This is a genomic window from Massilia genomosp. 1 (genome assembly GCF_011682185.1).
Classification (GTDB): Bacteria; Pseudomonadota; Gammaproteobacteria; order Burkholderiales; family Burkholderiaceae_D; genus Telluria_A; species Telluria_A rubra.
In genome coordinates, this window is sequence record NZ_WHJF01000003.1 from 26,765 (window position 1) to 50,955 (window position 24,191).

General features: G+C 64.6%; 20 protein-coding genes. 10 read left to right on the top strand and 10 right to left on the bottom strand.

Going from position 1 to position 24,191, the window contains the following annotated elements:
* Nucleotides 1-45: 45 nt before the first annotated feature.
* The gene (locus F1735_RS01580) at nucleotides 46-534 is read left to right on the top strand and encodes a DUF6328 family protein (RefSeq protein ID WP_167235290.1); all 489 of its coding nucleotides are present in this window, start codon (nucleotides 46-48) and stop codon (nucleotides 532-534) included.
* Between the two features lie 16 nt (nucleotides 535-550).
* Here the strand turns inward: F1735_RS01580 and F1735_RS01585 are convergent, their stop codons facing one another.
* Both F1735_RS01585 and F1735_RS01590 read right to left on the bottom strand, forming a co-directional pair.
* Nucleotides 551-1,549: a fumarylacetoacetate hydrolase family protein gene (locus F1735_RS01585; RefSeq protein ID WP_167235291.1), complete on the bottom strand. Its 999-nt coding sequence runs from the start codon at nucleotides 1,547-1,549 to the stop codon at nucleotides 551-553.
* Nucleotides 1,550-1,568: 19 nt separating this feature from the next.
* Complete coding sequence (locus F1735_RS01590; protein WP_167235292.1) at nucleotides 1,569-2,285, bottom strand: pseudouridine synthase; 717 nt, start codon at nucleotides 2,283-2,285, stop codon at nucleotides 1,569-1,571.
* Nucleotides 2,286-2,523: 238 nt separating this feature from the next.
* Between F1735_RS01590 and F1735_RS01595 the strand changes: the two genes are divergently transcribed.
* Nucleotides 2,524-2,922, top strand: a complete 399-nt coding sequence (locus F1735_RS01595) for a hypothetical protein (protein WP_167235293.1) — start codon at nucleotides 2,524-2,526, stop codon at nucleotides 2,920-2,922.
* 470 nt (nucleotides 2,923-3,392) lie between these two features.
* Here F1735_RS01595 and F1735_RS01600 read toward each other — a convergent pair whose 3' ends face one another.
* Genes F1735_RS01600 through F1735_RS01615 form a run of 4 tightly spaced genes read right to left on the bottom strand, consistent with a single transcriptional unit; the run spans nucleotide 3,393 to nucleotide 6,518 of the window.
* Nucleotides 3,393-4,391 (bottom strand): S49 family peptidase, encoded by a 999-nt coding sequence (locus F1735_RS01600; RefSeq protein WP_167235294.1) that lies wholly within the window; start codon nucleotides 4,389-4,391, stop codon nucleotides 3,393-3,395.
* A 44-nt stretch (nucleotides 4,392-4,435) separates the two neighbouring features.
* Nucleotides 4,436-4,813, bottom strand: coding sequence for a Rieske (2Fe-2S) protein (locus F1735_RS01605; protein WP_373888453.1), 378 nt, complete (start codon nucleotides 4,811-4,813; stop codon nucleotides 4,436-4,438).
* Nucleotides 4,813-5,472, bottom strand: a complete 660-nt coding sequence (locus F1735_RS01610) for an HAD-IA family hydrolase (protein WP_167235296.1) — start codon at nucleotides 5,470-5,472, stop codon at nucleotides 4,813-4,815. The genes F1735_RS01605 and F1735_RS01610 overlap by 1 nt, the downstream gene beginning before the upstream one ends.
* A 53-nt stretch (nucleotides 5,473-5,525) precedes the next feature.
* The gene (locus F1735_RS01615; RefSeq protein ID WP_187364122.1) at nucleotides 5,526-6,518 is read right to left on the bottom strand and encodes an RluA family pseudouridine synthase; all 993 of its coding nucleotides are present in this window, start codon (nucleotides 6,516-6,518) and stop codon (nucleotides 5,526-5,528) included.
* 686 nt (nucleotides 6,519-7,204) lie between these two features.
* On the opposite strand from F1735_RS01615, the gene F1735_RS01620 reads away from it, so the two are divergent.
* The 6 genes from F1735_RS01620 to F1735_RS01645 all read left to right on the top strand — a co-directional run bounded on the left by F1735_RS01620 (nucleotide 7,205) and on the right by F1735_RS01645 (nucleotide 16,026).
* Nucleotides 7,205-10,414 (top strand): Rne/Rng family ribonuclease, encoded by a 3,210-nt coding sequence (locus tag F1735_RS01620; RefSeq protein ID WP_167235298.1) that lies wholly within the window; start codon nucleotides 7,205-7,207, stop codon nucleotides 10,412-10,414.
* Nucleotides 10,415-10,488: 74 nt separating this feature from the next.
* Complete coding sequence (gene chrA, locus F1735_RS01625; protein ID WP_167235299.1) at nucleotides 10,489-11,826, top strand: chromate efflux transporter; 1,338 nt, start codon at nucleotides 10,489-10,491, stop codon at nucleotides 11,824-11,826.
* Entirely contained in the window at nucleotides 11,819-12,931 is a 1,113-nt protein-coding gene (moaA, locus tag F1735_RS01630; protein WP_167235300.1) for a GTP 3',8-cyclase MoaA, read from the top strand. The genes chrA and moaA overlap by 8 nt, the downstream gene beginning before the upstream one ends.
* Nucleotides 12,932-13,543, top strand: a complete 612-nt coding sequence (gene mobA, locus F1735_RS01635) for a molybdenum cofactor guanylyltransferase MobA (RefSeq protein ID WP_167235301.1) — start codon at nucleotides 12,932-12,934, stop codon at nucleotides 13,541-13,543. It abuts the gene before it with no gap.
* Nucleotides 13,544-13,562: 19 nt separating this feature from the next.
* On the top strand, nucleotides 13,563-14,846 hold the full coding sequence (gene moeA, locus F1735_RS01640; RefSeq protein ID WP_187364123.1) for a molybdopterin molybdotransferase MoeA: 1,284 nt from the start codon (nucleotides 13,563-13,565) through the stop codon (nucleotides 14,844-14,846).
* 307 nt (nucleotides 14,847-15,153) lie between these two features.
* Complete coding sequence (locus tag F1735_RS01645) at nucleotides 15,154-16,026, top strand: MHFG family PEP-CTERM protein (protein ID WP_167235302.1); 873 nt, start codon at nucleotides 15,154-15,156, stop codon at nucleotides 16,024-16,026.
* A 134-nt stretch (nucleotides 16,027-16,160) separates the two neighbouring features.
* On the opposite strand, the gene F1735_RS01650 is transcribed toward F1735_RS01645, so the two are convergent.
* Genes F1735_RS01650 through cqsA form a run of 3 tightly spaced genes read right to left on the bottom strand, consistent with a single transcriptional unit; the run spans nucleotide 16,161 to nucleotide 19,180 of the window.
* Nucleotides 16,161-17,498 carry a DNA recombination protein RmuC gene (locus F1735_RS01650; protein ID WP_167235303.1) on the bottom strand — a complete coding sequence of 446 codons (1,338 nt, stop codon included), beginning with the start codon at nucleotides 17,496-17,498 and terminating at the stop codon, nucleotides 16,161-16,163.
* Nucleotides 17,499-17,513: 15 nt separating this feature from the next.
* On the bottom strand, nucleotides 17,514-17,903 hold the full coding sequence (locus F1735_RS01655) for a group II truncated hemoglobin (RefSeq protein ID WP_167235304.1): 390 nt from the start codon (nucleotides 17,901-17,903) through the stop codon (nucleotides 17,514-17,516).
* A gap of 32 nt (nucleotides 17,904-17,935) precedes the next feature.
* On the bottom strand, nucleotides 17,936-19,180 hold the full coding sequence (gene cqsA / locus F1735_RS01660) for an alpha-hydroxyketone-type quorum-sensing autoinducer synthase (RefSeq protein ID WP_167235305.1): 1,245 nt from the start codon (nucleotides 19,178-19,180) through the stop codon (nucleotides 17,936-17,938).
* A 152-nt stretch (nucleotides 19,181-19,332) separates the two neighbouring features.
* On the opposite strand from cqsA, the gene F1735_RS01665 reads away from it, so the two are divergent.
* Both F1735_RS01665 and F1735_RS01670 read left to right on the top strand, forming a co-directional pair.
* Complete coding sequence (locus tag F1735_RS01665; RefSeq protein ID WP_167235306.1) at nucleotides 19,333-20,631, top strand: sensor histidine kinase; 1,299 nt, start codon at nucleotides 19,333-19,335, stop codon at nucleotides 20,629-20,631.
* 20 nt (nucleotides 20,632-20,651) lie between these two features.
* Nucleotides 20,652-21,644: a response regulator gene (locus F1735_RS01670; protein ID WP_167235307.1), complete on the top strand. Its 993-nt coding sequence runs from the start codon at nucleotides 20,652-20,654 to the stop codon at nucleotides 21,642-21,644.
* A gap of 11 nt (nucleotides 21,645-21,655) precedes the next feature.
* Here the strand turns inward: F1735_RS01670 and F1735_RS01675 are convergent, their stop codons facing one another.
* A complete protein-coding gene (locus F1735_RS01675; RefSeq protein ID WP_167235308.1) occupies nucleotides 21,656-24,190 on the bottom strand; it encodes an ABC transporter permease in 2,535 nt (844 codons plus the stop codon).
* Nucleotide 24,191: the final 1 nt, after the last annotated feature.

The following is a 24,191-nucleotide window of genomic DNA, read 5'->3' on the forward strand; positions in this document are numbered from 1 at the left end:
CGCGCTCTCGTATAATCGAAAATTATCAACTTCTATACGATTGCCATGAATTCCTTGGTTCCGCCCGACCCACAAGAGCCGCTGGTCGCGGCCGACCTCAAGGAAGATGGCGACTTTTCCGACATGCTCAGCGAGCAGCGCATCCTGCTGCCGGGGGCGCAGATGCTGACCGCGTTCCTGATCATCCTGCCGTTCAACGGCGGCTTCAAGCAGATCGTGCAGGCCGAGAAAATCGTGTTCCTGGCGACCTTCGTGCTGGCGCTGACCAGTTTAGTGTTGTTGAGTGCGCCGGCGATCCAGCATCGGCTGATGCGCCCGCTCAATGACCGGGCCCGCTTCAAGCGGGTGGCGACACGGCAGATCGTGGCCGGCGCGTTCTCGCTGGCGATCGCGCTGATCCTGGCCACCAACCTGGTGATGTCGGAAGTGTTCGGGCACGTGGTCGGGCTGGTCATGGCGGGCGGGATCGCCACGTTTGTCCTGTGCTTATGGTGGCTGTTGCCGGCCTATTTGAAGCGGATGCACGGCTATTAGGAGGGATTAGCGCGGATTAGCGTGTCTTCCGGGCTTCGGCCTGCTTCAGCTCCTGATCGATCGCGCCGAAGATCGACTTGCCTGCCGCGTCCAGCATCTCGATCTTGATCGTGTCGCCAAACAGCATGAACGGCGTGCTTGAGACACCATCGGCGATCATCTCCAGCGCGCGCTTCTCGGCAATGCAGGAGTAGCCGCGTTTCGCATCCTTGTTCGACACCGTGCCCGAGCCAAGAATGGTACCGGCGCGTGCATTGCGTGTTTTACACAGATGTGCGAGCAGTTGGGCGAAGTTAAACACCATATCGACACCGGCGTGCGGCTGGCCGACCAGCTTGCCGTTCCAGGTCGAGCGCAGCGGCAAATGCACCTTGGCGTCCTGCCAGGCGTCGCCCAGTTCATCGGGCGTGACCGCCACCGGCGAAAACGCCGAGGCCGGCTTGGACTGCAAAAACCCGAAACCCTTGCCCAGCTCGGCCGGGATCAAGTTACGCAGCGAAACATCATTGACCAGCAGCAGCAGGCGAATCTGGTCGAACGCCTGGTGCGGCGTGCTGCCCATCGGTATATCGCCCGTGATCACGGCCACCTCGGCCTCGAAATCGATGCCCCACTCTTCATGCGCCAGCACGATCGGATCGGCCGGGCCCAGAAAATCGTCGCTGCCGCCCTGGTACATCAGGGGATCTTCCCAGAACGAGGCAGGCATCTCGGCATTGCGCGCCTTTCTCACCAGCTCGACGTGATTGACATACGCCGAGCCATCGACCCACTGGAACGCGCGCGGCAGCGGCGCCATGCACCTGGCGGGATCGAACTCGAAGCCGCGCGCGGTGCGCCCGCCATTGAGCAGAAGGGACAGCTCGCTCAACTGGGGCGCGATGAAGGCCCAGTCGTCCAGCGCCGCCTGCAAGGTGGGCGCGATGCCATCGGCCACGTGCGCCGTTTTCAGGTCGCGCGCCACCACCACCAGCTGGCCATCGCGGCTACCGTCCTTGAGCGTGGCTAATTTCATAAGCTCACATCAGGCGACATCAAGCCGGCACCAGCAAGTCGCGCTGGGCCTGGTCCAGGTAGCACCATTCCCCCTCGGCCAGGCCGAGCGATTCCAGGGTCAGCTGGCCGATGGCGGACCGGTGCAGCGCGCTGCAATGGTTGCCGGCCGCGGCCAGCATGCGTTTGACCTGGTGATACTTGCCTTGTTCCAGCACGATTTCGAGCTGGTGCTCGCCGCGCTGCACACAACTGAGCGCCGCCAGTGGCGCCGGTTCGTCATGCAGTTTGACGCCGGACAAAAGTTGCGCAATCAGTTCAGGCGTGACGCTGTCCTGCGTGGTGGCCTGATATATCTTGGGGACGTGCCGTTTGGGCGAGGACTGGGTGTGGATGAACGGGCCATCGTCGGACATCAGCAACATGCCGGTGGTGTCGTGGTCGAGCCGTCCGACCGGTTGCACGTCGCGCCAGGTAAATTGTTCCGGCAGCAAGGTCAGTACGCCCGGATGGTGGCTCGGCTTGCGCGAACACTCGACGTTGACGGGTTTATGCAGCGCGATATACACATGTTCGCGGTAGACCCACTCGTCGTCGAAGATCGTCATGACCAGGCCATCGGTCTCGATCGCGGTCTTGTAGTCGGTGTGCGGGGCGCCGTTGATGACGATTTCGCCATCGTCGATCAGGGTGCGGCAATATTTGCGTGTGCCGAATCCCTGCGATTGCAGGATGCGGTCCAAAGATAATTTACTCATGGGCGAGACTTTACCAGATGCGCTCCCCGGGGGATAGGAATCGGCCTACTCGGTTGTAGGAGAAAATGCCGAACGGCGCGAATGACGGAAGATCCATTACGCATCTTTGACACAGATCAAGAGTGACGAGAGTCCGATTGTTACACTGAAACTTCAGTAGGAATCGGCCTAACGCTACCTGCTAATGCTGACGGCACCATTAGGATAACTGAACAGTACAAACATGATGAGGACCAGGATGCGCACCATTACTAACGCCGCGACGCAATTGGACAACGCCGACTTCCTGGAATCGGCTGCCGACAATCTCCCCGACAATCCGCTGGCGCAGTCGGCGCTGGAAACGACGCGTGACGCGATCGCGCGCTGGACCGGCGGCATCCACCTGCCGCGCATGCTGGTGCCGGGCATGGTGCGCGTGTCGCCGCAGGCGCGCTGGTACGCCCAGGCCAATCAGGACTTTCAGGACTGGCTCAGCCAGGGTGGTTTTCAGGGCGTCGAGGGCGATGCGGCCGGCGCCGGGGTGGCCGATGCGGGCCTGCGCGCCGATTGCGCCGGCCACCTTGCGCTCAATGTTCCGGCGTCGGACCGGCTGCGCACGGTGGATGCCGAAAAAAGCGATTTTTGCCTGGATTAATGCAATGTCATCGTCCTGCACTGGCGGACGGTGACGCGGGCGGCTTGATACCGAAGACTGATCAAGTCGTCCCGGCGCCCTGGCGCGCCGGCCACTTTAGTGTCCCCATCATTGAAACGTCATGGACCTTCGGCCGTTCGCGCCAGCGAAACGCGCATCGGAACCTGGCTGGAAACCTGGCCAAATAAACCATTAGCGGGAATACATTAGCGGGAATACATCAGCGGGAATACATCGGCTGGATGGAAAACGACGGCTTGTAGGCCGCCGTTCCCATGTCCCCATGCGAGGACGTCATGCGAGGAATTGTAATTCTCTCTGTACCGCATCATGATGCGGTTAGTAGTTCATTTCAAACAATATTCTGCCAACACACGCTTTACTTTTTATATCGGCCTCCCATGGAAAGAACTACAGGTCTAATATAGAACACCTGCCCGAACTTTCAAGGAAAATATTCAAGATCACTCTCAACGCAACACCGGCCGGGCCGATGGCCCCAGGGTGTTGACCATGCCCGCCCCCACCGAGGCGCCGAATTTTTTCAGCACCCGCTCCGGCAAACCTTCGTGCGCCGTGTAGTCGACAATGTCTTCCGCCTTGACCACGTCGCGCGCGGTCGTCTCGACCGTGCCGAAACCATCGGCCAGGCCCATCTCGACCGCCTTGGCGCCGCTCCAGAACAGGCCCGAGAAAGTCTCCGGCGTCTCTTTCAGGCGCTTGCCGCGACCGGTGCGCACCACGGAAATGAACTGCTGGTGGATTTCGTTGAGCATGGCCTGGGCATGCGCCTTGTGCTTGTCCGATTGCGGGCTGAAAGGATCGAGGAAACCCTTGTTTTCGCCGGCGGTGAGCAATCGCCGCTCGACCCCGAGTTTGTCCATGGTGCCGGTAAAGCCGAAACCGTCCATCAGCACGCCGACCGAACCGACAATACTGGCCTTGTTAACAAAGATCTTATCGGCCGCCACCGCGATGTAATAACCGCCCGAGGCGCAGATTTCATCGACCACCACATACACCGGCTTGGCCGGATACGCCTGTTTCAGGCGCAGGATCTCATCGACGATATTGCCCGCCTGGACCGGGCTGCCGCCCGGGCTGTTAATACGCAGGACCACCGCCACCGAGCCGGCGTCGGCAAATGCCTTGTTCAAGGAGGGGATCACCACATCGGCCGATCCGCTGCCTTCCGATTCGATGCTGCCGTCGATTTCGATCAGGGCGGTATGACGTCCCAGCGCTTCCATGTCGGAACCGCTGAAATCGAAATCGAAAAACGCCCACAGCGCGAAAAACGCCAGCCCCAGGAAGGTCAGCTTGAAGAAAATCCCCCAGCGGCGCGTGGCGCGCTGTTCGCGCACCGTGGCAAAAACCAGCTTTTCCAGGGTCTCGCGCTCCCAATTGCCGGTGGTCGGCGCCGCTGCCAGCATGTTGTCCTTGGCATCGCCGAAAGTGTTGTCGGTCATAAATCGCTTTACGTAAGTGGTTTCCGGTGTGTGTTGCCGCCCGCTCAGGGCGCGGGGGGCGGCTTGATGAACTCGTCGGGCTGCCAGTAAATCTGTCCGTCTTGCTCGCGCACGCCGATCGGGCGCAGGCGTCCACCCTTGCACGGTCCGCCGGCGCAAAAGCCGCTCTCGGGAACGTAGATGGCGCCGTGGGTCGAGCACATCAGGTACACGCCGCTGGACTCGAAGAACTCGCCTTCGGCCCAGTCCAGCTCGATCGGCACATGGGCGCAGCGGTTCAGGTAGGCGTACACCGTCCCCTTGTGCCGCACCACGAAGCCGGTGGCCTTGTCGCCAAAGGCGAGGACGCCAAAGCGCACCCCGCGCCCGCCTTCGAGCACCTGGCCGGACGTGCAGACCAGTACCTCGCCTGGCTCGCCCATCATGCGTTCTCGCCCAGCCAGGTGCGCAGCTGGGCCACCGTTTGCGCCGAGTAGATGGGATTGCAGGCGCTGAGCTGCTCGTGCGGATGGGCGCCGTACTGTACGGCGATCGCGGCCGCGCCGGCGTTATTTGCCATGAGCAAGTCATGCGTGGTGTCGCCAATCATCACCGTGCGCTTGAGGTCCTGCCCCAGTTCACGCGTCAATTCCTGCAGCATGGCCGGGTGCGGCTTGGAGAATGTCTCATCGGCGCAACGGGTGGCATCGAACAGCGATAGCAGCCCGACCGCGTTCAGCGAACGATTCAAGCCCACGCGGCTTTTGCCGGTGGCCACCGCCAAAAAATAGGCTTCCTGCGAAAGTTCGGTCAACATCTCGCGAACGCCGTCGAACAGCACCAGTTCGTGGTCTTTCGATAGAAAATGAAAACGGTAACGCTCGACCATGCGCGGGTAAAATGCGGGATCGATATTCGGCATCACGGCCTGCATCGCTTCGTGCAAGCCCAGGCCGATGACGTGCGAGGCGGCATCGTCGCGCGGGATCGGCAAGCCGAGGTCCTTGGCGGCGGCCTGGATGCACTTGACGATGGTGGACGTGCTGTCCATCAAGGTTCCGTCCCAGTCGAAAACGATCAGATCAAATTGCTTGCGTGCCATGTATTGCGGCCGCTTGTGGCGGCCGGCTCCTTCCAGGATTGATCAACGCGCAGTTAACGCGGTGCTGTGTTCAGCGGTTTCCCCAAGCTTACCAAGAAACGTTCGCATTCTGCGGGCAAGGGCGCATTTATCGTCACATCCTTGCCGGTTTCCGGATGGGTAAACGTGATTTGATGCGCGTGCAGGAACATCCGCTTGAGCGCGCCACGGCTGGCGTCAGCCTTGAGCAACACACGGTTCAAGGCGAAATCGCCGTATTTGTCGTCGCCAAGAATGGGAAAGCCCGACGAAGCCAGATGAACGCGAATCTGGTGGGTGCGCCCGGTTTTCAGTTCGGCTTCGAGCAGGGCGAACTTGTCGAACTTGCGCAGCAGGCTGAACACGGTATGCGATTCCATGCCGCCGGCCTGTACGCACACGCGCCGTTCGCCATCGGCGGTGGTGAACTTGTGCAAGGGCAGCTTGATGTGCTGGCGCGCGTTTTTCCAGTCGCCGCAGGCCATGGTCAGGTAACGCTTGTCGGTCAGGCCGTCGCGCATCTGCTCGTGCAGGTTGGTGAGGGCCGAACGCTTTTTGGCCAGCAACAACAAACCCGAGGTTTCGCGGTCGAGCCGGTGCACCAGTTCCAGGAACTTGGCATCCGGCCGGGCCGCGCGCAACTGTTCGATCACGCCATACGACACGCCCGAACCGCCATGCACCGCCACCCCGCAAGGCTTGTCGATGATGAGCAGGTGCGCATCTTCGAACAGGATCGGGAACTCGGCGCCCGGCACCACGGCGCTCGATTTCTCGGCCACGCGCACCGGCGGAATGCGCACCACGTCGCCGCTTTCGAGCCGGTACAACTGGTCGATGCGGCCCTTGTTGACGCGCACCTCGCCCGAGCGCAGGATGCGGTAAATATGGCTTTTTGGTACGCCCTTGCAGACCCGCAACAAGTAGTTGTCGATCCGCTGTCCGGCTTCTTCTTCAGTGATTGTGACAAATTGGGCTTGAACGGGGGCCTGTGATGAAGGGGGAACAACATCGTTTTGCATCTTCATTTGCTCTGTCTTCCCAGAAATTCTCTCTAAGTCCTTCATTTTGAATATATAATCGACAGGCGGCGGTCAAACCTCTGCTGGTGTAAGAATTAAAACGATATTTTACACAGGGGCGTCTCCATCGGCCCCGCCAAATTGCAAATTCGATGGAAAAAATGTGTACGCACATCCCGGCGCGAATCAAGGTTGCACCGTTGTTGTAATCGGATAACGCGCAAGGCTGCGGAATGGATTGTTTGGAATTGTAAGGATAAGTACTGGCAAGCTGTCCCTCGGGGCCAGCTTGCCGGATGATGGCGTCGATAACGCTTGTCGTTTTCGCCCGACCCGAAGTAAGCCTCATCCTGAAGGCTTGAGTATAAGGGCTGGTGTTTAAGCCCGGTATCGAAGTCTTAGTATGTTCGCTGGCGACGGTCTGGCTCACTGATTTCGCTCGGCCTGGCTTTGTCTGTACCCCGCATAATCCGGGGCTGCTGCAGCTGAAGTTGCAGGCGATGCGTCACTCGGCATGTCGATCGACCCCACCGCGCCCTGTTGCGGCCGTGACGCTTTGCGTCGCTGCGCCGTGCGAAAAGGCATACCCACCCTCCACTTCCCTTCCCGCGTACATCCCCTGTACTTTTCGCCGCCCTGCGCCCAGCGCAGCGTGGCACTGGAACGGCCCCCGGGTCGCGGAGTCAATAAAAATGAAACGCATGTTGTTTAACGCTACGCAGCAGGAAGAACTGCGCGTAGCGATTGTCGACGGTCAGAAACTGATCGACATCGATATCGAGACCGCCGGTCGCGAACAGCGCAAGTCGAATATCTACAAGGGCGTGATTACCCGGATCGAACCGTCGCTCGAAGCCTGCTTCGTCAGCTACGGCGAAGACCGCCACGGTTTCCTGCCATTCAAGGAAGTCGCCCGCACCTATTTCCGCGAAGGCGTCGATGTCCGTACCGCCTCGGTCAAGGAAGCGCTGCGCGAAGGCCAGGAAATCATGGTCCAGGTCGAGAAAGAAGAACGCGGCAACAAGGGCGCGGCCCTGACCTCCTTCGTTTCCCTGGCCGGCCGTTACCTGGTCCTGATGCCGAACAACCCGCGTGGCGGCGGCGTCTCGCGCCGGGTCGAAGGCGAAGAACGCCAGGAACTGCGCGAAACGATGGATAAGCTGGACCTGCCGCAGGGCATGTCGGTGATTGCCCGTACCGCCGGCATCGGCCGCAATGTCGAAGAACTGCAGTGGGACTTGAATTACCTGATGCAACTGTGGCGCGCGATCGAAGGCGCCGGCAAGTCGGCCAGCGGCGCCTTCCTGATCTACCAGGAATCGTCGCTCGTGATCCGCGCGATCCGCGACTACTTCCAGCCCGATATCGGCGAGATCCTGATCGATACCGACGATATCTACGAACAAGCGCACCAGTTCATGCGCCACGTTATGCCCGACATGATCCACCGGGTCAAGCGTTACAGCGACGATGTACCGCTGTTTTCGCGCTTCCAGATCGAACACCAGATCGAAACCGCGTATTCGCGCACCGTGCCCCTGCCTTCCGGCGGCGCGATCGTCATCGACCACACCGAAGCGCTCGTTTCCGTCGACGTCAACTCGGCCCGCGCCACCCGCGGCGCCGACATCGAAACGACGGCATTCAATACCAACTGCGAAGCGGCCGAAGAAGTAGCACGCCAGCTGCGCCTGCGCGACCTTGGCGGCCTGATCGTCATCGACTTCATCGACATGGAAGTGGCGAAGAACCAGCGCGAAGTCGAAACCCGCCTCAAGGATGCCCTGCACCACGACCGCGCACGCGTTCAGATGGGCAAGATTTCCCGTTTCGGCCTGATGGAACTGTCGCGCCAGCGCCTGCGCCCTTCGCTGTCCGAAGGTTCGCACGTGACGTGCCCGCGCTGCTCCGGCACCGGCCACATCCGCGATACCGAATCGTCCGCCCTGCAGGTGCTGCGCATCATCCAGGAAGAGGCGATGAAGGAAAACTCGGCCACCATCCACGTGCAGGTGCCGGTCGACGTTGCCGCTTTTTTGCTCAATGAAAAGCGTGGCGAAGTGCTCAAGATCGAGAACCGCCACCGCATCAGCGTGATCCTGATCCCGAACAAGCACCTCGACACGCCGCACTACAAGCTCGAACGCATCAAGCACGACGATCCGCGCCTCGAAGACAGCCAGGCCAGCTACAACCTGGCCGAAGAAGCTGAAACCGACATGGCTTACAGCAAGCGCCAGAAGGAAGAAGTCAAGCCGCGCCAGGAAGCCGTCGTCAAGACCATCACCCCGGACCAGCCGGCCCCTGTGGTGGACCGCTCCGAAGTGCTCAAGCCGGTCGCCCCGCCAGTCCAGGCGCCGCTGCTGACCGCGCCCGAGGAAGAAGGTTTCATGGCCAAGATCATGAACTTCTTCTTCAAGAAGGAAGCACCCGCCATTGTCGCCCCGGCGCCTGTGGCCCCGCTCAAGCCGGCCGCGGCCCCTGCCGCCCGCGAAGACCGCAATGGCCGTGGGACGCGCGCCCGCCCTGGCCGTGGCGGCAAGCCGGACGGCCGTCCCGAGCGCGAGCCGGGCAAACCTGCCGCACTGGAAGAAGCCGGCAAGCCGGGCGAGGCCGACAAGGCCGCCCGTCCGCCGCGTCCTCCACGGCCGCCGCGCGAGCCGCGTGAAGCGCAAGTCGACGCCGCCGGCGTTCCAGTGGCACCGCGCGGCGAACGTGCCGAGCGCCCTGAGCGTGGCGAACGGCCGGAACGTGGCGAGCGCGCCGAGCGCGCCCCGCGTCCACCGCGCGAGCGCGCCGACTACCGCACCCCGGTGGCCGAAGCGAAAACCGATGAACTGGCCGTCGCGCCAGTCGTGGCCGCCGCAGCCGCTGTCAATGTGACCGTAGCGCAAGGCGACGAAGAAGCCGCCGCGCCGAAAATGATCACCACGATCGGCCCGAACGGTGAAGAAATCGAAGTCGAAGCCGGTGGCGATGAGCCGCGCCGTCGTCGTCGTCGAGGCGGGCGCAACCGCAATCGCCGCGACCGCGACCAGGCCGAAGGCATGGACGGCGAAGATGGCGACGTTGTCAACGAAGCCAGTTTCACCGTCGAACCAGCGCCAGCGGACGCGGACGCGGACGCGGAAGTGTCTTTCGACAAGGTTGCAGCGCCGCTGTTCGAAGCGGCTGAGCCTGTCGTGCAGCTCGCCGCAGCCCGTCCTGAAGTAGCGCAACCGGTTGTTGCCGAAGCTGCCGCGCCAGTAGCAGCCCCGGAAGCCGAAGCCGAAGCCGCACCTGAGCCGGTGTCGGAGTATGTGGTGGCGCCAGCGCCGGTGGAAGCACCAGCCCCGGCACCAGCACCAGTCGACGCCGCACGGGCCCCGGCCGTGGCAATCGACGCTGCGCCAGCGGCTGCCGAGCCGGCTCCAGTAGCCGAGCTTGTCGCCGAATCCGCGCCAGCCGTCGCTGCGCCGGAAGTTGCCCCGGTACGTGAAGAAATCGTCCCTGCAACCATGTTCACGCCAGCCGATCCGGTTGCCGACGTCGCCGACGTGGCCCCGGTACGTGAAGAAATCGTGCCTGCAACGATGTTCACCCCGGCCGAGCCGGTCGCCGAGGCAGCGCCTGCGCCTGTGGCCGCTCCGGCACCAGTGGTGGCACCCGAGCCTGTGGCAGTGGCAGAACCTGCACCGGCGCCAGTAGCGCCAGCGCCAGTGGCCGCAACACCGGTTGCCGACCTGACCGAGATCCTCGGTTCGGCCGGCCTCACCCTGGCAGCGACCGATCCTGAAAAGCTGCGCGCAGCCCGGGAAGCGGCCGCCAGCGCAGCGCCACCGGTGCGCGTGCCACGCGAGCGCAAGCCGCTGCCGCCGCAAGTCGATGAGCCGCTGGTCCAGGTCGACACCAGCCGCCAGTAATCACGCGGTCACATAAAAAAGGGAAGCTTCGGCTTCCCTTTTTTACGCCGCAACGTCACGTAGCGAGACGCACAATGACCCTGCCCGCCGACACCCGTCCCGATTCCGTCACCTTGCGCGTCGCCTTCTGGTACTGGCTCAAGCTCGGCTTCATCAGCTTTGGCGGCCCGGCCGGCCAGATCGCGCTGATGCATACCGAACTGGTCGAGCGACGCCGCTGGATCTCCGAACAGCGCTTCCTGCACGCGCTCAACTACTGCATGCTGCTGCCCGGCCCCGAAGCGACCCAGCTCGCCATCTACATCGGCTGGCTGATGCACAAAACGCGCGGCGGCATCCTGGCCGGGTTGCTGTTCTTCCTGCCCTCGCTGCTGATCCTGATCGTGCTGTCGTGGATCTATATGGCCTACGGCGCCCTGCCGCTGGTGGCCGGCATCCTGTACGGCATCAAGCCGGCGGTGGTGGCCGTGGTGCTGGCGGCGGCCTGGCGCATCGGCTCGCGCACCCTGAAAAACCGCACCCTGCTGGCGATCGCGGTCGCCGCTTTCCTCGCCATCGCCGTGGCGCAAGTGCCGTTCCCGCTGATCGTGCTGGCGGCGGCCGCCATCGGCATGCTCGGTGGGCGGCTGCTGCCGGCCCAGTTCCAGGTCGGCGGCAAGCACCCGGACAGCCGCGCCTCGTACGGCGTGGCCCTGATCGACGACGACACCCCCACCCCGGCCCACGCGCGCTTTACCTGGCCGCGCCTGGCCAGGGTGGCCCTGGGCGGCCTGGCGCTCGGCGGCGGCGTGTGGCTGCTGCTGGCGTGGCGCTACGGCGCGGCCGGCGCGCTGGCGCAGATGGGCTGGTTCTTCACCAAGGCCGCCTTGATGACGTTCGGCGGCGCCTACGCCGTGCTGCCCTACGTGTACCAGGGCGGCGTCGAGCATTACCAGTGGCTCGGCGCGGCGCAGATGATCGACGGCCTGGCGCTGGGCGAAACCACGCCCGGCCCCTTGATCATGATCGTCGCCTTTGTCGGCTTCGTGGGCGCCTGGAGCCACGCCATTTTCGGCGCCGGCGGCAGCATGCTGCTGGCCGGCGTGGCCGGCGCCTGCGTGGCCACCTTTTTCACCTTCCTGCCCTCGTTCATGTTCATCCTGGCCGGCGCCCCGCTGATCGAAGCGACGCGCGACAATGTGCGCATGACGGCGCCGCTGACCGCCATTTCGGCGGCGGTGGTGGGCGTGATCGTCAGCCTGGCGCTGTTCTTCGGCCAGCACGTGTTCTGGCAAAACGGGCGCATCGACGGCGCCGCGATCGTCATCAGCGCGGGCGCCTGCGTGGCCCTGTTCCGCTTCAAGGCCGGGACCATCAAACTGCTCGCCGCCTGTGCCGTCGCGGGCCTCGTGCTATCGTATCGGCATGGCTGAAAAAATTATCATGCTCAGCGACGGCCGCGCGCCGCCGCCGGCAATCCCCGCGCGGCTCGCTGCGCCCACCGGCCTGTTGGCCGACGCGCTCGGGCGGCCCCTGCACGACCTGCGTATTTCGGTTACCGACCGCTGCAATTTCCGCTGCGTCTACTGCATGCCGAAAGAAGTGTTCGACAAGGACTACGCCTACCTGCCGCATTCCTCGCTGCTCTCGTTCGAGGAAATCACCCGCCTCGCCACCGTGTTCGTCGCCCACGGCGTCGAAAAGCTGCGCCTGACCGGGGGCGAACCGCTGCTGCGCAAGAACCTGGAACGCCTGGTCGGCATGTTAAGCAGCCTGCGCACGCCGGGCGGGCGCGCGCTCGACATCACCCTCACCACCAACGGCTCGCTGCTGGCCAAAAAAGCCCAGTCGCTCAAGGATGCGGGCCTGAACCGGGTCACCGTGTCGCTCGACGCGCTCGACGACGCCACCTTCAAGCGCATGAACGATGTCGACTTCGCGGTGGCCGATGTGCTGGCCGGGATCGACGCCGCCCATGCCGTGGGCCTGGGGCCGATCAAGGTCAACATGGTGGTCAAGGCCGGCATGAACGACCAGGAAATCGTACCCATGGCGCGCCACTTCAAGGGCAGCCCCACCATTTTGCGCTTCATCGAATACATGGACGTGGGCGCGTCGAACGGCTGGAACCTGGCCGAAGTGATCCCGTCGGCCGACGTGGCGCGCCGCATCTCGGCCGAGATGCCTTTGGTGCCGCTGCAAGCGAACTACAACGGCGAAACCGCCTCGCGCTGGCGCTATGCCGACGGCGGCGGCGAAATCGGCCTCATTTCGAGCGTGACGCAAGCGTTCTGCAAGGATTGCTCGCGCGCGCGCCTGTCGACCGAGGGCAAGCTGTACACCTGCCTGTTCGCCAGCCGAGGCCACGACCTGCGCGCCCTGCTGCGCGACGGCCGCAGCGACGCCGAAATCTCGGCCGCCGTCGGCGCCCTGTGGAAGGTGCGCGCCGACCGCTATTCCGAAACCCGTACCATCAACACGAGCGGCATTGATGAACATCGAGAAAAACGCGTTGAAATGTCGTACATCGGCGGCTAAATGACGCCACTTGACGACATCACCGGCCTGGTCCTGGCCGGCGGACGCGGCACCCGCATGGGCCACGTCGACAAAGGCCTGCAAGCCTTCCGTGGCGCCAGCATGGCGCAGCACGTGATGCGCCGCCTGGCGCCGCAGGTGGGTGCGCTGGCGATCAACGCCAATCAGAACCTGGACGTGTACGCCGCTTTCGGCGTGCCGGTCTGGCCCGATCAATTGACCGGTTTCGAAGGCCCGCTGGCCGGGCTGGCCACCGGCATGGCGCGCTGCGCCACCTCGCTGCTGGTCAGCGCGCCGTGCGACTCGCCGTTTTTGCCGCCCGACCTGGTGGCGCGCCTGCATCAGGCGTTGACGGCCGCTGGCGCCGACCTGGCGCTGGCCGAAACCGACGAACCCGGCCCCGACGGCGCGCCGCGCATCCAGCCGCAACCCGTATTCGCGCTGGTGCGCACAGCCGCCCTGCCCCATCTCGCAGCCTACCTTGCCGGCGGCGGACGGCGCATGGATGGCTGGTACGGCAGCATCGCGGTGGCGCGCGTGCGCTTTGAGGACGCCTCCGCCTTCCGCAACATCAACACGCTGGACGAACTGCGCCAGTGCGAACCAGAATAATCCCCTACCGAAGCACACCATGACCCTGCCGACCCTGAACGACGTCACCAGCTGCCTGTCCGCCTACGATCCCGACGCCCTGCCCGTGCGCGACGCCCAGCGCATCATCCGCGACTTCATTGAGCCGGTCGGCGCAATCGAGCAAGTGCCGCTGCTGGCGGCGCTGGACCGGGTGCTGGCGGCGGACATCATCGCGCCGATCAGCGTGCCGGCGCACGACAATTCGGCCATGGACGGCTACGCGCTGCGCGGGGCCGACCTGGCCGCGAGCGGCGCGGTTACGCTAGCGGTGGTGGGCACCGTGTTCGCGGGCCGGCCGTCGGCCGTGGTGCCGGCCAGCGGCGAGTGCGTGCGCATCATGACCGGCGGCGTCATGCCGGCCGGCTGCGACAGCGTGATTCCGCAGGAGCTCGTCGCCACCATCGGGGCCGCCAGCATCACCATCGCGCCGGGCGCGATCCGCAGCGGCGACAACCGCCGTTTCGCCGGCGAAGACCTGATGGCCGGCAGCGCCGCCCTGCGCAAGGGTAAAGTCATCCGCCCGGCCGACCTGGGGCTGCTGGCCTCCCTCGGCATCGCCACGGTGCCGGTGACGCGGCGCCTGCGCGTGGCCTTCTTTTCCACCGGCGACGAACTGCGTTCGATCGGCCAGCCGCTCGACCCCGGCTGCGTCTACGACAGCAACCGCTACACCCTGCACGGCATGCTCACGCGCCTGGGCTGCGAGATCGTCGACATGGGCATCGTGCGCGACGATCCGCAAGCGCTCGAAGACGCCTTGCGCCACGCCTGCGAGAACGTGGACGCCATTCTCACTTCGGGCGGCGTGTCGGTCGGCGCGGCCGACTACACGCGCGAGATCATGGCCAAACTGGGCGACGTGAGCTTCTGGAAGATCGGCATGCGCCCGGGCCGCCCGCTCGCGTTCGGACGCATCGCCTCGAACGGCCATACCGCCTTCCTGTTCGGCCTGCCGGGCAATCCGGTGGCGGTGATGGTGTCGTTCTACTTTTTCGCGCGCGACGCACTGCTGCGCATGATGGGCGCCGACGCGCCGCTGCCGCTGTTGACGGTGCGTTCGGCCTGCGCCATCCGCAAAAAGCCGGGGCGCACCGAGTACCAGCGCGGCATCCTCGCGCGCGCCGACGATGGCGCGCAAACGGTGCGCATCACCGGCTCGCAAGGCTCTGGCATCCTGCGTTCCATGAGCGAGGCCAACTGCATGGTGATCTTGCATGATGAACAAGGAAGCGTCGAATCAGGCGATCTGGTCGATGTCATGCTGTTCGAAGGCTTGATTTAAGGAAGGCCACATAGCCGATGACTATCTCGATGCAATATTTGCAACTTAAATTTATCTTTTGGGAAATTTATTGCTACAAACCATGATTTCACAGGTACTTTAGTGGTATTTATGATCATTATGTTGTTTTCAAGTCACCCTGTTTTGTCATAGCTTGCATTTATATTGCCGTGTCATCTACGTCGTTTTCATAGGGAAATGACTTACCGATATCATTAATGGCGTTTTATTGTTATTGAAATTGCCACGTTTTTTTGAAAACCGCTTGTTAGTATGATCTCCAGGAAAACCTATCCGGTCAGAGATCATGAAGCGCGCAAGCAGCATCACCGTCGCAAGTTACAAGGTCGCGGGGCCGGTATCGGCCTGCGTGTTGATGCTGGGAGCGCTGCTGATGCTGGCGGCCAATCCGGTCCAGGCGGCCGCCGCGAGCCGCGTCGCCAAGTGCGACTGGGACCGTCCCGGCGTACACCCGTTCATGGGCGACGTGGTCGCGGCGGTGGACCGTTACCGCGACATTCCGCCCTTGGTGCGCGCGCGCCTCAAGGAGCGCATGGCCGAGCGCAATTTCGACGAATTCGTCACCATCGGACGCGATTCGATCAAGGGCCAGAACTACTACGACCCCAAGATCCGCGACATGCATTTCGGCGCCGGCACGGTGTGCGGCAAGGTCTCGCGCGCCGGCTGGAGCGCGCGCGCCAGGCAGGCCGGATTGGTGTACTGCGAAGGCGATCACTGCATCCTGGTGCCGACCGTGTGCCGCAACGTGAGCCGCATTGACCGCCTGGGCAGCAGCGGGCCGTCGCGCGGCCGCCCTGGCACCGGTGGGCCGGGCGCGTCGACCTCCCTGGCCGACGAGCCGGCGCCGCCCGAAAGCGAACTGGACATCGCGCTGCGCGGCGGCAGCGCCACGACCAGGCCGGTGCTGCCGGAGCGGGCGCCAGCCACGCCGCCGGGCTCGATCGCCTATCAAGGCTCGATTCCCGTGACGCCGATCGGCACCGGTGGGTTCGGACCGCCGTTCAGGGACGGGCCGACGACCGGCATCGACCTCACGCCGGTTCCCGAGACCAACGTGCCGGCGGTGCCGGTGCCGGAGCCGGGACAGTCGATGATGATGGGACTGGGGCTGGTGGCGGTGATGAGTGCCGCCAGGCGCCGTTTGCGTGCCGGCTAATCTCCAAACCGTCTTTCCCGCGAAGGCGGGAATCCAATTTTGTACCGAAGCTACTGGCGGCTTACCAAACTTGGGTTCCCGCCTGCGCGGGAAAGACGGTTTGGAGGTTAGCGCTTAGGGATACGCGCTACGTTCTACGCCTCGCTATCCAGATCCGGCCCCAGCATCAACTGCGCCGCCTCGCTCGGCAGCGCCTCCACCGATTTCAGCTTGCGCGCCATCTGGCGACTGCGCACTTGCGCGCTCTCGATATTCTTGGCCGCTTTTTCCAAGGTCAGCTTGGTCTGCGTGAGCACATCGCCGAACTTGGTAAATTCGGTCTTCACCGCCCCCAGCACCTGCCACACTTCCGACGAGCGCTTTTCCAGCGCCAGCGTACGGAATCCCATCTGCAAACTGTTCAGGATCGCCGACAGGGTCGACGGCCCCGCGATCGACACGCGCAAGGTGCGCTGCAAATCGTCGGCCAAGCCCGGCCTGCGCATCACCTCCGCATACAGCCCCTCGGTCGGCAGGAACAAGATCGCAAAATCGGTCGTCAACGGCGGCGACACGTATTTGTCGCAGATGGTCTTCGCTTCCAGCCGCACCGCCCGTTCGAGCTCGCGCCCGGCCAGCGCCACGCCGTCGGCGTCGGCCCGGTCGGCAGCATCGAGCAGCCGCTCGTACTGCTCCTTGGGGAACTTGGCGTCGATCGGCATCCACACCGGCACGCCGCCATCGACATGGCCGGGCAGCTTGATCGCAAACTCGACCCGCGCCCCGGTGCCGGGAATGGTCTCGACGTTCTTCGCATACTGGTCCACCGTCAGCACCTGTTCGAGCAGCATTTCGAGCTGCACTTCGCCCCAGGTACCGCGCGTCTTGACGTTGGTGAGCACGCGTTTCAGGTCGCCCACCCCGATGGCCAGCTGCTGCATCTCGCCCAGCCCCTGATGCACCCGCTCCAGGCGCTCGGACACCTGGCGGAACGATTCGGACAGGCGCGTCTCGAGCGTCGCATGCAGCTTCTCGTCGACCGTCTTGCGCATTTCTTCCAGGCGCGCGCCGTTATCGTTCTGCAGGTCGCGGATCTTCGCTTCCAGGGTCGAGCGCACTTCCAGCATGCGCTGCGCGTTCGACTCGGTCAGCGCCGACAAGGTCTGGTGCATGGTGTCGGCAAAGCGCTTGAGCGTGGCCGACTGCTCTTCGCGCCCGCTGACGCTGGCCAGGTGAATCTGCTGGCGCATGCTGTCGAGCTGCTGCACGGTGGCGCCGTGATATTGCGCGAGACTGGCGCCGATGTCCTGGCGCGTGCCTTGCGCCCCGGCCTGCAGTTCCAGGCGCAGCTCGCGTTCCAGCCGCTCTAACTGCAGCTTGTCCGATTGCGCGCCGGCGTCGCCACTGGCGCGCGCGCGCAGCAGCATGAGCGCCTGCAAAATGATGATGACGACCGCCAGCGCGGCCAGGATCAGGAATTCGGTCTGGGTCATGGGATCAATCGGACATCAACCGGGCTGGTTGCGCATCCAGTCGGCGGTCTGGTAGAACGACTCCATCAGGCGCAGGCGCAATGCTTCGTCGATGCCGATATCTTCCATCGCCCACGCCATCGCGCGCAGCCATTGATCGCGTTCGCCGCTGCCGATGGCAAACGGCAGGTGGCGCGCACGCAGGCGCGGGTGGCCATACTGTTCGACAAACAGGTCGGGCCCGCCCATCGACCCGCTCAGGAACATGAACAGCTTCTCGCGCGAGCCTTCCATGGACGCCGGATGCAGCGCGCGGATGCCGGCAAACTCGGGTTCGAGTTCCATCAGGTCGTAGAAGCGCTCGACCATCTCGCGCACGCGCGCTTCGCCACCGATGACGTCATACAGGGTTTGTGGTTCACTCATGCCGCCATGATAGCGCAGCATGCGCGCCGCTGTCAGACCAGTGTGAGGCGGCGCAGGCGCCGTGTCGACGGCCAGCTGTCCATCCCGACCTCCAGGCGCATCTCGGCGCAGGCCGCGAGCAGGCGCGCGCACTGCGCGTCCGTCAAGCCGCTATTGAGCGTGAGGCGCACCAGCGAGCGGTTCTTGGCGGTGGCCGGGGCGCAGAACACGGCGCCGTAAATCCCGCGCTTTTCCAGCGCCTTGCGCAGCGCCAGCGTGCGCGGTTCCGGTCCGGCTTCGAGCGCGATGATTTGTTCGCTGCCGTCGCCGACGTTGTAGCCCAGCTCGCGCAGGCCGTCGCGCACGGTACGCGTGACGCGCGCCAGCGCGGCGCGCCGCCCATCGGCCCCGGCGATGAAGTCGAGCGCGGCGTCGAACCACGCCAGCTCGTGTTCGAGCAGGCAAGAGCTGAAAATCGCCGGCCGCGAGGCCGACAGGAAGTAACCCTTGAAGTGGCTGGAACAGGTAATGAAGCCGGCCCGCCCGGCAAAGCTCTTGGCCAGCGAAGCGGTGCGAAAATGCACCTGGCCGGCCAGGCCCAGTTGCGCCACCAGCCCGGCCCCGCGCGGGCCGTGGGTGCCGAGCGAATGCGACTCGTCGACCACCAAAATGCTGCCGCTGCCGGTGGCGATGCGCGCAATGTCGAGCAAGGGCGCGACGCTGCCGTTGGTGCTGTACAGCGCGTCGACCACGATCACGCCGGGACCGTGCTTGCGCACCTGGCGCTCCAGATGGGCCGCATCGTTGTGCAGGAACGGCAGCGCCGTGGCCTGCGCCGACTGCACCCCTTCCCACAGCGAGGCGTGCGCCATCATGTCGAGATACACCGGCACACCAGGCCCGGCGATGGTTTGCAGCAGGCCGACGTTGGCGGCCCAGCCGGACTGGGTCAGCACCCCGTCCTGCGCCCCCATGAAGGCGGCCAGCTTCGCTTCCAGGCAGTGCTGGGCGCTGCCCTGCTGCAGGAACACCGACGACATCAGCATGCCGCCCTGCTTGCGCACCAGGCAGCGCGCCTGCGCGTCGCGCAAGGCCGCTTCGCCGGAAATGCACAGGTAATCGTTGCTGGCCAACATGATCGCACCGGGCTGGGGTGCTGTCCACACATGCAGGTGTTCGCCGCCCAGCAACTGCGCCACCCGCGTGACGTAGTGCTCGTCCATGCGGCCGGTCACAAACGCTGGCATGTCCGGGTGTACGCGCAAGGCAGGCGAAACTTGATCGACAGCAAAAGACATGAATTCTCCTTGGAAAAAGCATCCATTCTGTGCCGCCCTTCCTTGACAATCCTGCAACATCGATAGACCTTGACATATATCAAATTGCAAAATATCAACATGGGTCAAGATTCTCCTTTCCCGCCTACCCTAGCGAGCCAGGAAAGCTTTCCATGACCGTTGCCAGCGCCACCGCTCCGTATTCCGCCGACCGCCTGCGCCGCTCCTTGCTGCAGTGGTTCGTCCAGCACGAGCGCCACCACGCGCATGCGACCAGCCGCTTCATCCTGCTGGCGTGGATCGGTTTCCTGGGCATGCCGGCCTACTACACGATCTGGACCTACTGGTTCCCGCAGGAGTTCGAAAGCCTCACCTTGCGCGTGGCCGGCGCCGCCCTGTGCCTGCCCGCGCTGGCGCCCGGCCGCCTGCTGCGCGGGCGCTTCGTCAACGCCTACCTGTTCGTCGCGCTCACCTACGTGCTGCCGTTCCAGTTCACCTTCATGTACCTGATGAACCACGGCTCGGCCGTGTGGAGCCAGTCGATGCTCATTGCGCTGACGGTGCTGTTCCACTTTCGCACGCGCTGGGCGCTGGCCGCCTGCGCCATCGGCAGCGCCCTGGCCTGCGCCCTGTTTGCGCTGGTCGGCGAGGCCGCCTTCATGCTCAGTCCCACGGTGCTGGAACAGCTGGCGATCTATGCGTTTACGATGATCGCCGTGTCGGTGGCCAAGGCCGGGCGCGGGGCGCTGGCGGGCGAAAAGCTGGCCGGCATGGCGCACGCCCTGGCCAGCGTGTCGCACGAACTGCGCACGCCGCTGGTCAGCGTGGAGGCCAATGTGCGCGGCATCTGCCGCCGCATCACGCCGCCGGCCAGGGCCAGCGAGGCCGACTGGCAGGCGATGAGCGAGGCGATGGCGCGCATCCAGTACGAGGTGCGCCACATGAACCACATGATCGACCTGTTCCTGCTGTCGGCCAGCGCGGTCGAGCAACGCCTCGAAGCGACCGAGGTGGTGTCGATGCGCGAGGTGGTCGACTCGGTGATCCGGCGCTATCCGTTCGCGGCGCAGTCGCAGCGCGACGCGGTCAGCGTCGATATCCGCACCGACTTCCGCTTCGCCGGCAAGTACGAGCTGTCGGTGGTCGTTTTGCTCAACCTGCTGCGCAACGCGCTCAAGGCGCTGCACCGGGCCGGCAAGGGCCGCATCCGCATCGTCGTCGACGGCCGTCCCGAACAACCGCGCCTGCTGGTGATCGACACCGGCTGCGGCATCGCCGAGCGCCAGCTGCCGATGATCTTCCAGCGCTTCTATTCCTACCCTCCCAGTTCCGGCGCCGGCATCGGCCTGGCCTTGTGCAAGGACATCATCGATGCCTGGCAGGCCAGCATCCGCTGCGTCTCGCGCGAACTTGGCTACACCATGTTCGTGCTCGAGTTCCCGCGCGTGGCCGTGACGCCGGAGCCGCATTGACCTCTTATGAAAGGCCCAGCATGCCCCTGCCGATCTACAGCCATCCCAGCCTGACCGTCCTGATCGACGATAGCGACAGCTTCCTGAAAAGCGTCGCCTTCCAGCTCGACCCCGCGCTGGCCAGCAAGTGCTTTGCCGATACCAGCAGCGCGCTGGCCTGGATCGGGGCCCACGGCGAGCGCGAGCCGGGCCGGCTGGCGGCCAGCCACGATACCTATCCCGATTCGAAAGAGCGCTGCAACGTGGCCTTCGATATCGACCAGATCCACCGCATCAGTTTCGAGCCGCAGCGCTTCATGACGCCGTCGGTGGTGGTGGTCGATTACTCGATGCCGCAGATGGACGGCCTCGAATTATGCGAGGCGCTGCGCCACCTGCCCTGCAAGAAAATCCTGTTTACCGGCGTGGCCGACGAGAAGGTGGCGGTCGACGCCTTTAACCGCGGCCTGATCGACCGTTACATCAAAAAGAGCGACGACGGTGCGCTCGACAAGCTTGAAGCCGAAATCGTGGCGCTGCAGGCCGAGTATTTCGCGGCCCGCTCCGACCCCTTGCGCGACCTGCTCAAGCTGCACAACCACAGTTTTTTGAGCGACCCGGCGTTCAGCGCGGTGGTGCGCATGGTGGTCGAGCAGCACGGGATCGTGGAGCACTACCTGTATCCGAATCCGGCCGGCATTTTGCTGTACGACGCGCGCGGACGCGCGCAGCTGATGGTGGTCGAGACCGAGGCGGGGATGAATGCGCACTATGAAGTCGGCTGCGACAACGATGCCCCGCAGTCGTTTTTGCAGGCGGTGCGCGAGCGCTGCATCGTGCCGTATTTTCGCGAGGGCGACGGCATGTATGCGCGCGATTTTGCCAAGAACTGGCATCGCTGGACCGCGCCGGCCCAGCGCTGCCGCGGCGCCCAGAACTACTACTGGGCGCTGTTCCCGCTGGCGCCCGGTGAGCTGGAGCAACCGGCCCACCCGTTTTCCAGCTTCCTGAGCGAGCGCGAGAGCACGCTGTGACGTTGGCGCTGTTACGTGCCGCGCAAGGTCTGCAACGGCGGCTGGCGCAGCACGTTGCGCAGTCCGAGCCAGCCCCCGATGATGGCGCACAGCGCGCCCACCACCAGGCCGGCCAGCCATACCATCGGGCTGAAGGTCCACGGGAACTTGAACTGGTAGGTGGCCAGCGCCCAGCCCAGCGCCGCCGCGCCCGACGCCGCCAGCAGGCCCGCCAGGCCGCCCACCAGCGAAAATTCGATCCACTGCGCGCGCGCGAGCTGCTTGCGCGTCGCGCCAAGGGCCCGCAGCAGGCCCGATTCGCGGGTGCGCTCGTCCTGGGAACCCATCAGCGCCGCGTACAGCACCAGCACGCCCGAGGCCAGGGTGAACATGAACAGGAATTCGACCGCCGTCACCACCTGGTCCAGCACTTCCTGCAACTGGCGGATGATGCCGCTGACATCGATCACGGTCAGGTTCGGAAAGTCGCGCGTCAGGCTGTTGGTGAAGGTGCTCTGCGCCGGCGGCAGGTGGAAGGCCGTCATGAAGGTTTGCGACGTCTTTTCCATCGCGGCCGGGTTGATGATCACGAAAAAGTTCGCGCGCATCGAGCCCCATTCCAGCTTGCGCAGGCTGGTCACTTTGGCGTCGACCAGCGTGCCGCCGACATCGAAGCGCAAGGTGTCGCCCAGTTTCAGGCGCAAGGTCTTGGCGATGCCCTGCTCGACCGAGGCTTCAGCCACGTCCGGCCCATCCTGGTACCAGCGGCCCGCCACGATCTCGTTCGAGGCCGGCATGTCGAGGGTGGTCGAGAGGTTGAATTCGCGGTCGGCCAGGCGCTGCGCGTTGTCGTCGTCGGCGTAGGTGGCGGCGCTGACCGGCTGGCCATTGACGGCGGCCAGGCGCCCGCGGATCATCGGGAACAGCTGCGCATCGCTGACCCTGGCGGCGGCGATGCGCCTGGCCACATCCTCCTTCTGCTCGGGCAGGATGTTGATGATAAAGCGGTTCGGCGCGTCCGGCGGGGTGGCGCTGCGCCAGGCGGTCATCAGGTCGCCGCGCACCACGGTAAGCAACAGCAGGGCCATGAGGCCGAGCGCCAGCGAGACCACCTGCACGATGGTGGCGCCAGGGCGGCGCTGCAGCGAGGTGACGGCAAAGCGCCAGCTCTGGTTGTCGATGGCGCCGCGCAAGGTCTTCAGAAACGCCAGGCCGCCCCACGCCACCAGCGCGAAGAAGGCAAAGCCGCCCAGGAAGCCGGCCGCGGTCGACAGCGCCAGCTTGACGTCGCCCGCCTGCCACAACAGCAGGCCGACGAACACCACCAGGCCCAGGCCGTAAGTGGCCAGCGCCATCGGCTTGGGTGCGGCCTGTTCGCGCCGGATCACGCGGTTGTGCGGCACGTTGCGCAATTGCAAGACCGGCGGCAGCGCAAAGCCGACCAGCAGCAGCATGCCGGTGGCGACGCCCTGCACGGCCGGCAGGAACGAGACCGGCGGCAGGTCGGTGCTGAGCATGGAGCCGATCAGCTGCATCAATACATAGTGGCCGCCGAAGCCGACCAGCACCCCGAGCGCACTGCCGGCCAGGCCAATGAGCGCAAACTCGATCAGGTACAGCATGGTGACCTGGTTCTGGGTCAGGCCGAGGCAGCGCAGCATGGCGCAGGCGTCCAGGTGGCGCAGCATGAAGCGGCGCGCGGCCATGGCCACCGCGACCGCCGCCAGCATGGCCGAGAGCAGCCCGACCAGCGACAGGAAGCGGTCGGCGCGGTCGAGCGTGGAGCGCATTTCGGGACGGCCGTTCTCGAGCGATTCGACGCGCACGCCGCGTACCTTGCCGGCGTCGATGCGGGCGCTGATCCATTCTTCGAAAGCCTTGACGGCCTTGCTGTCGTTGCTGGACGCGGCGCTCACCTGCAGGCGGTACGTCACGCGCGAGCCGTTGTCGACCAGGTTTGTCGCGGCCAGGTCGGCCAGCGGCAGCATCACGCGCGGCGAAAAATTGGCGAACGAGGGGCCGCGGTCCGGCTCCGAGGCGATCAGCTGGGCGATCGTGAATTGCTTGTCGCCCACGCGAATGCGGCTGCCGACATTCACTTTCAGGGCGGTCAGGATGTTGGGGTCGACCCACACCGTGCCCGCTGCCGGCGTCGTGTCGGTCTTCTCGCCCAGCGCGGCGCTGGCCTGCTCAAGGCTGGTCGTGATGCGCAGCTGGCCGCGCAGCGGGTAGCCGGGCGAGACGGCCTTGATGGCGGCCAGTTGCGACACCGATTGCTCGCCCTCGCCCGCCTGCGCCATGCTCGGAAACGTCACCGTGTCGGCCAGCACCAGGCCGCGCTTGACGGCTTCGGCGCGCCAGGCCGGGTCGAGCGGCTGGTCGGCATTGACCAGCAGGTCGGCGCCAAGCAACTGGTGCGCATCGCGATTGAGGCCGTTGCGCATGCGGTCGATGAAAAAACCCACCGCCGACAGCGCCGAGACGGCGATGATCAGGGAGATCAGCAAGAAGCGCAGTTCACCGGCGCGCCAGTCGCGCGCGGTCATTCGAAGCGATTGAATCAGCATG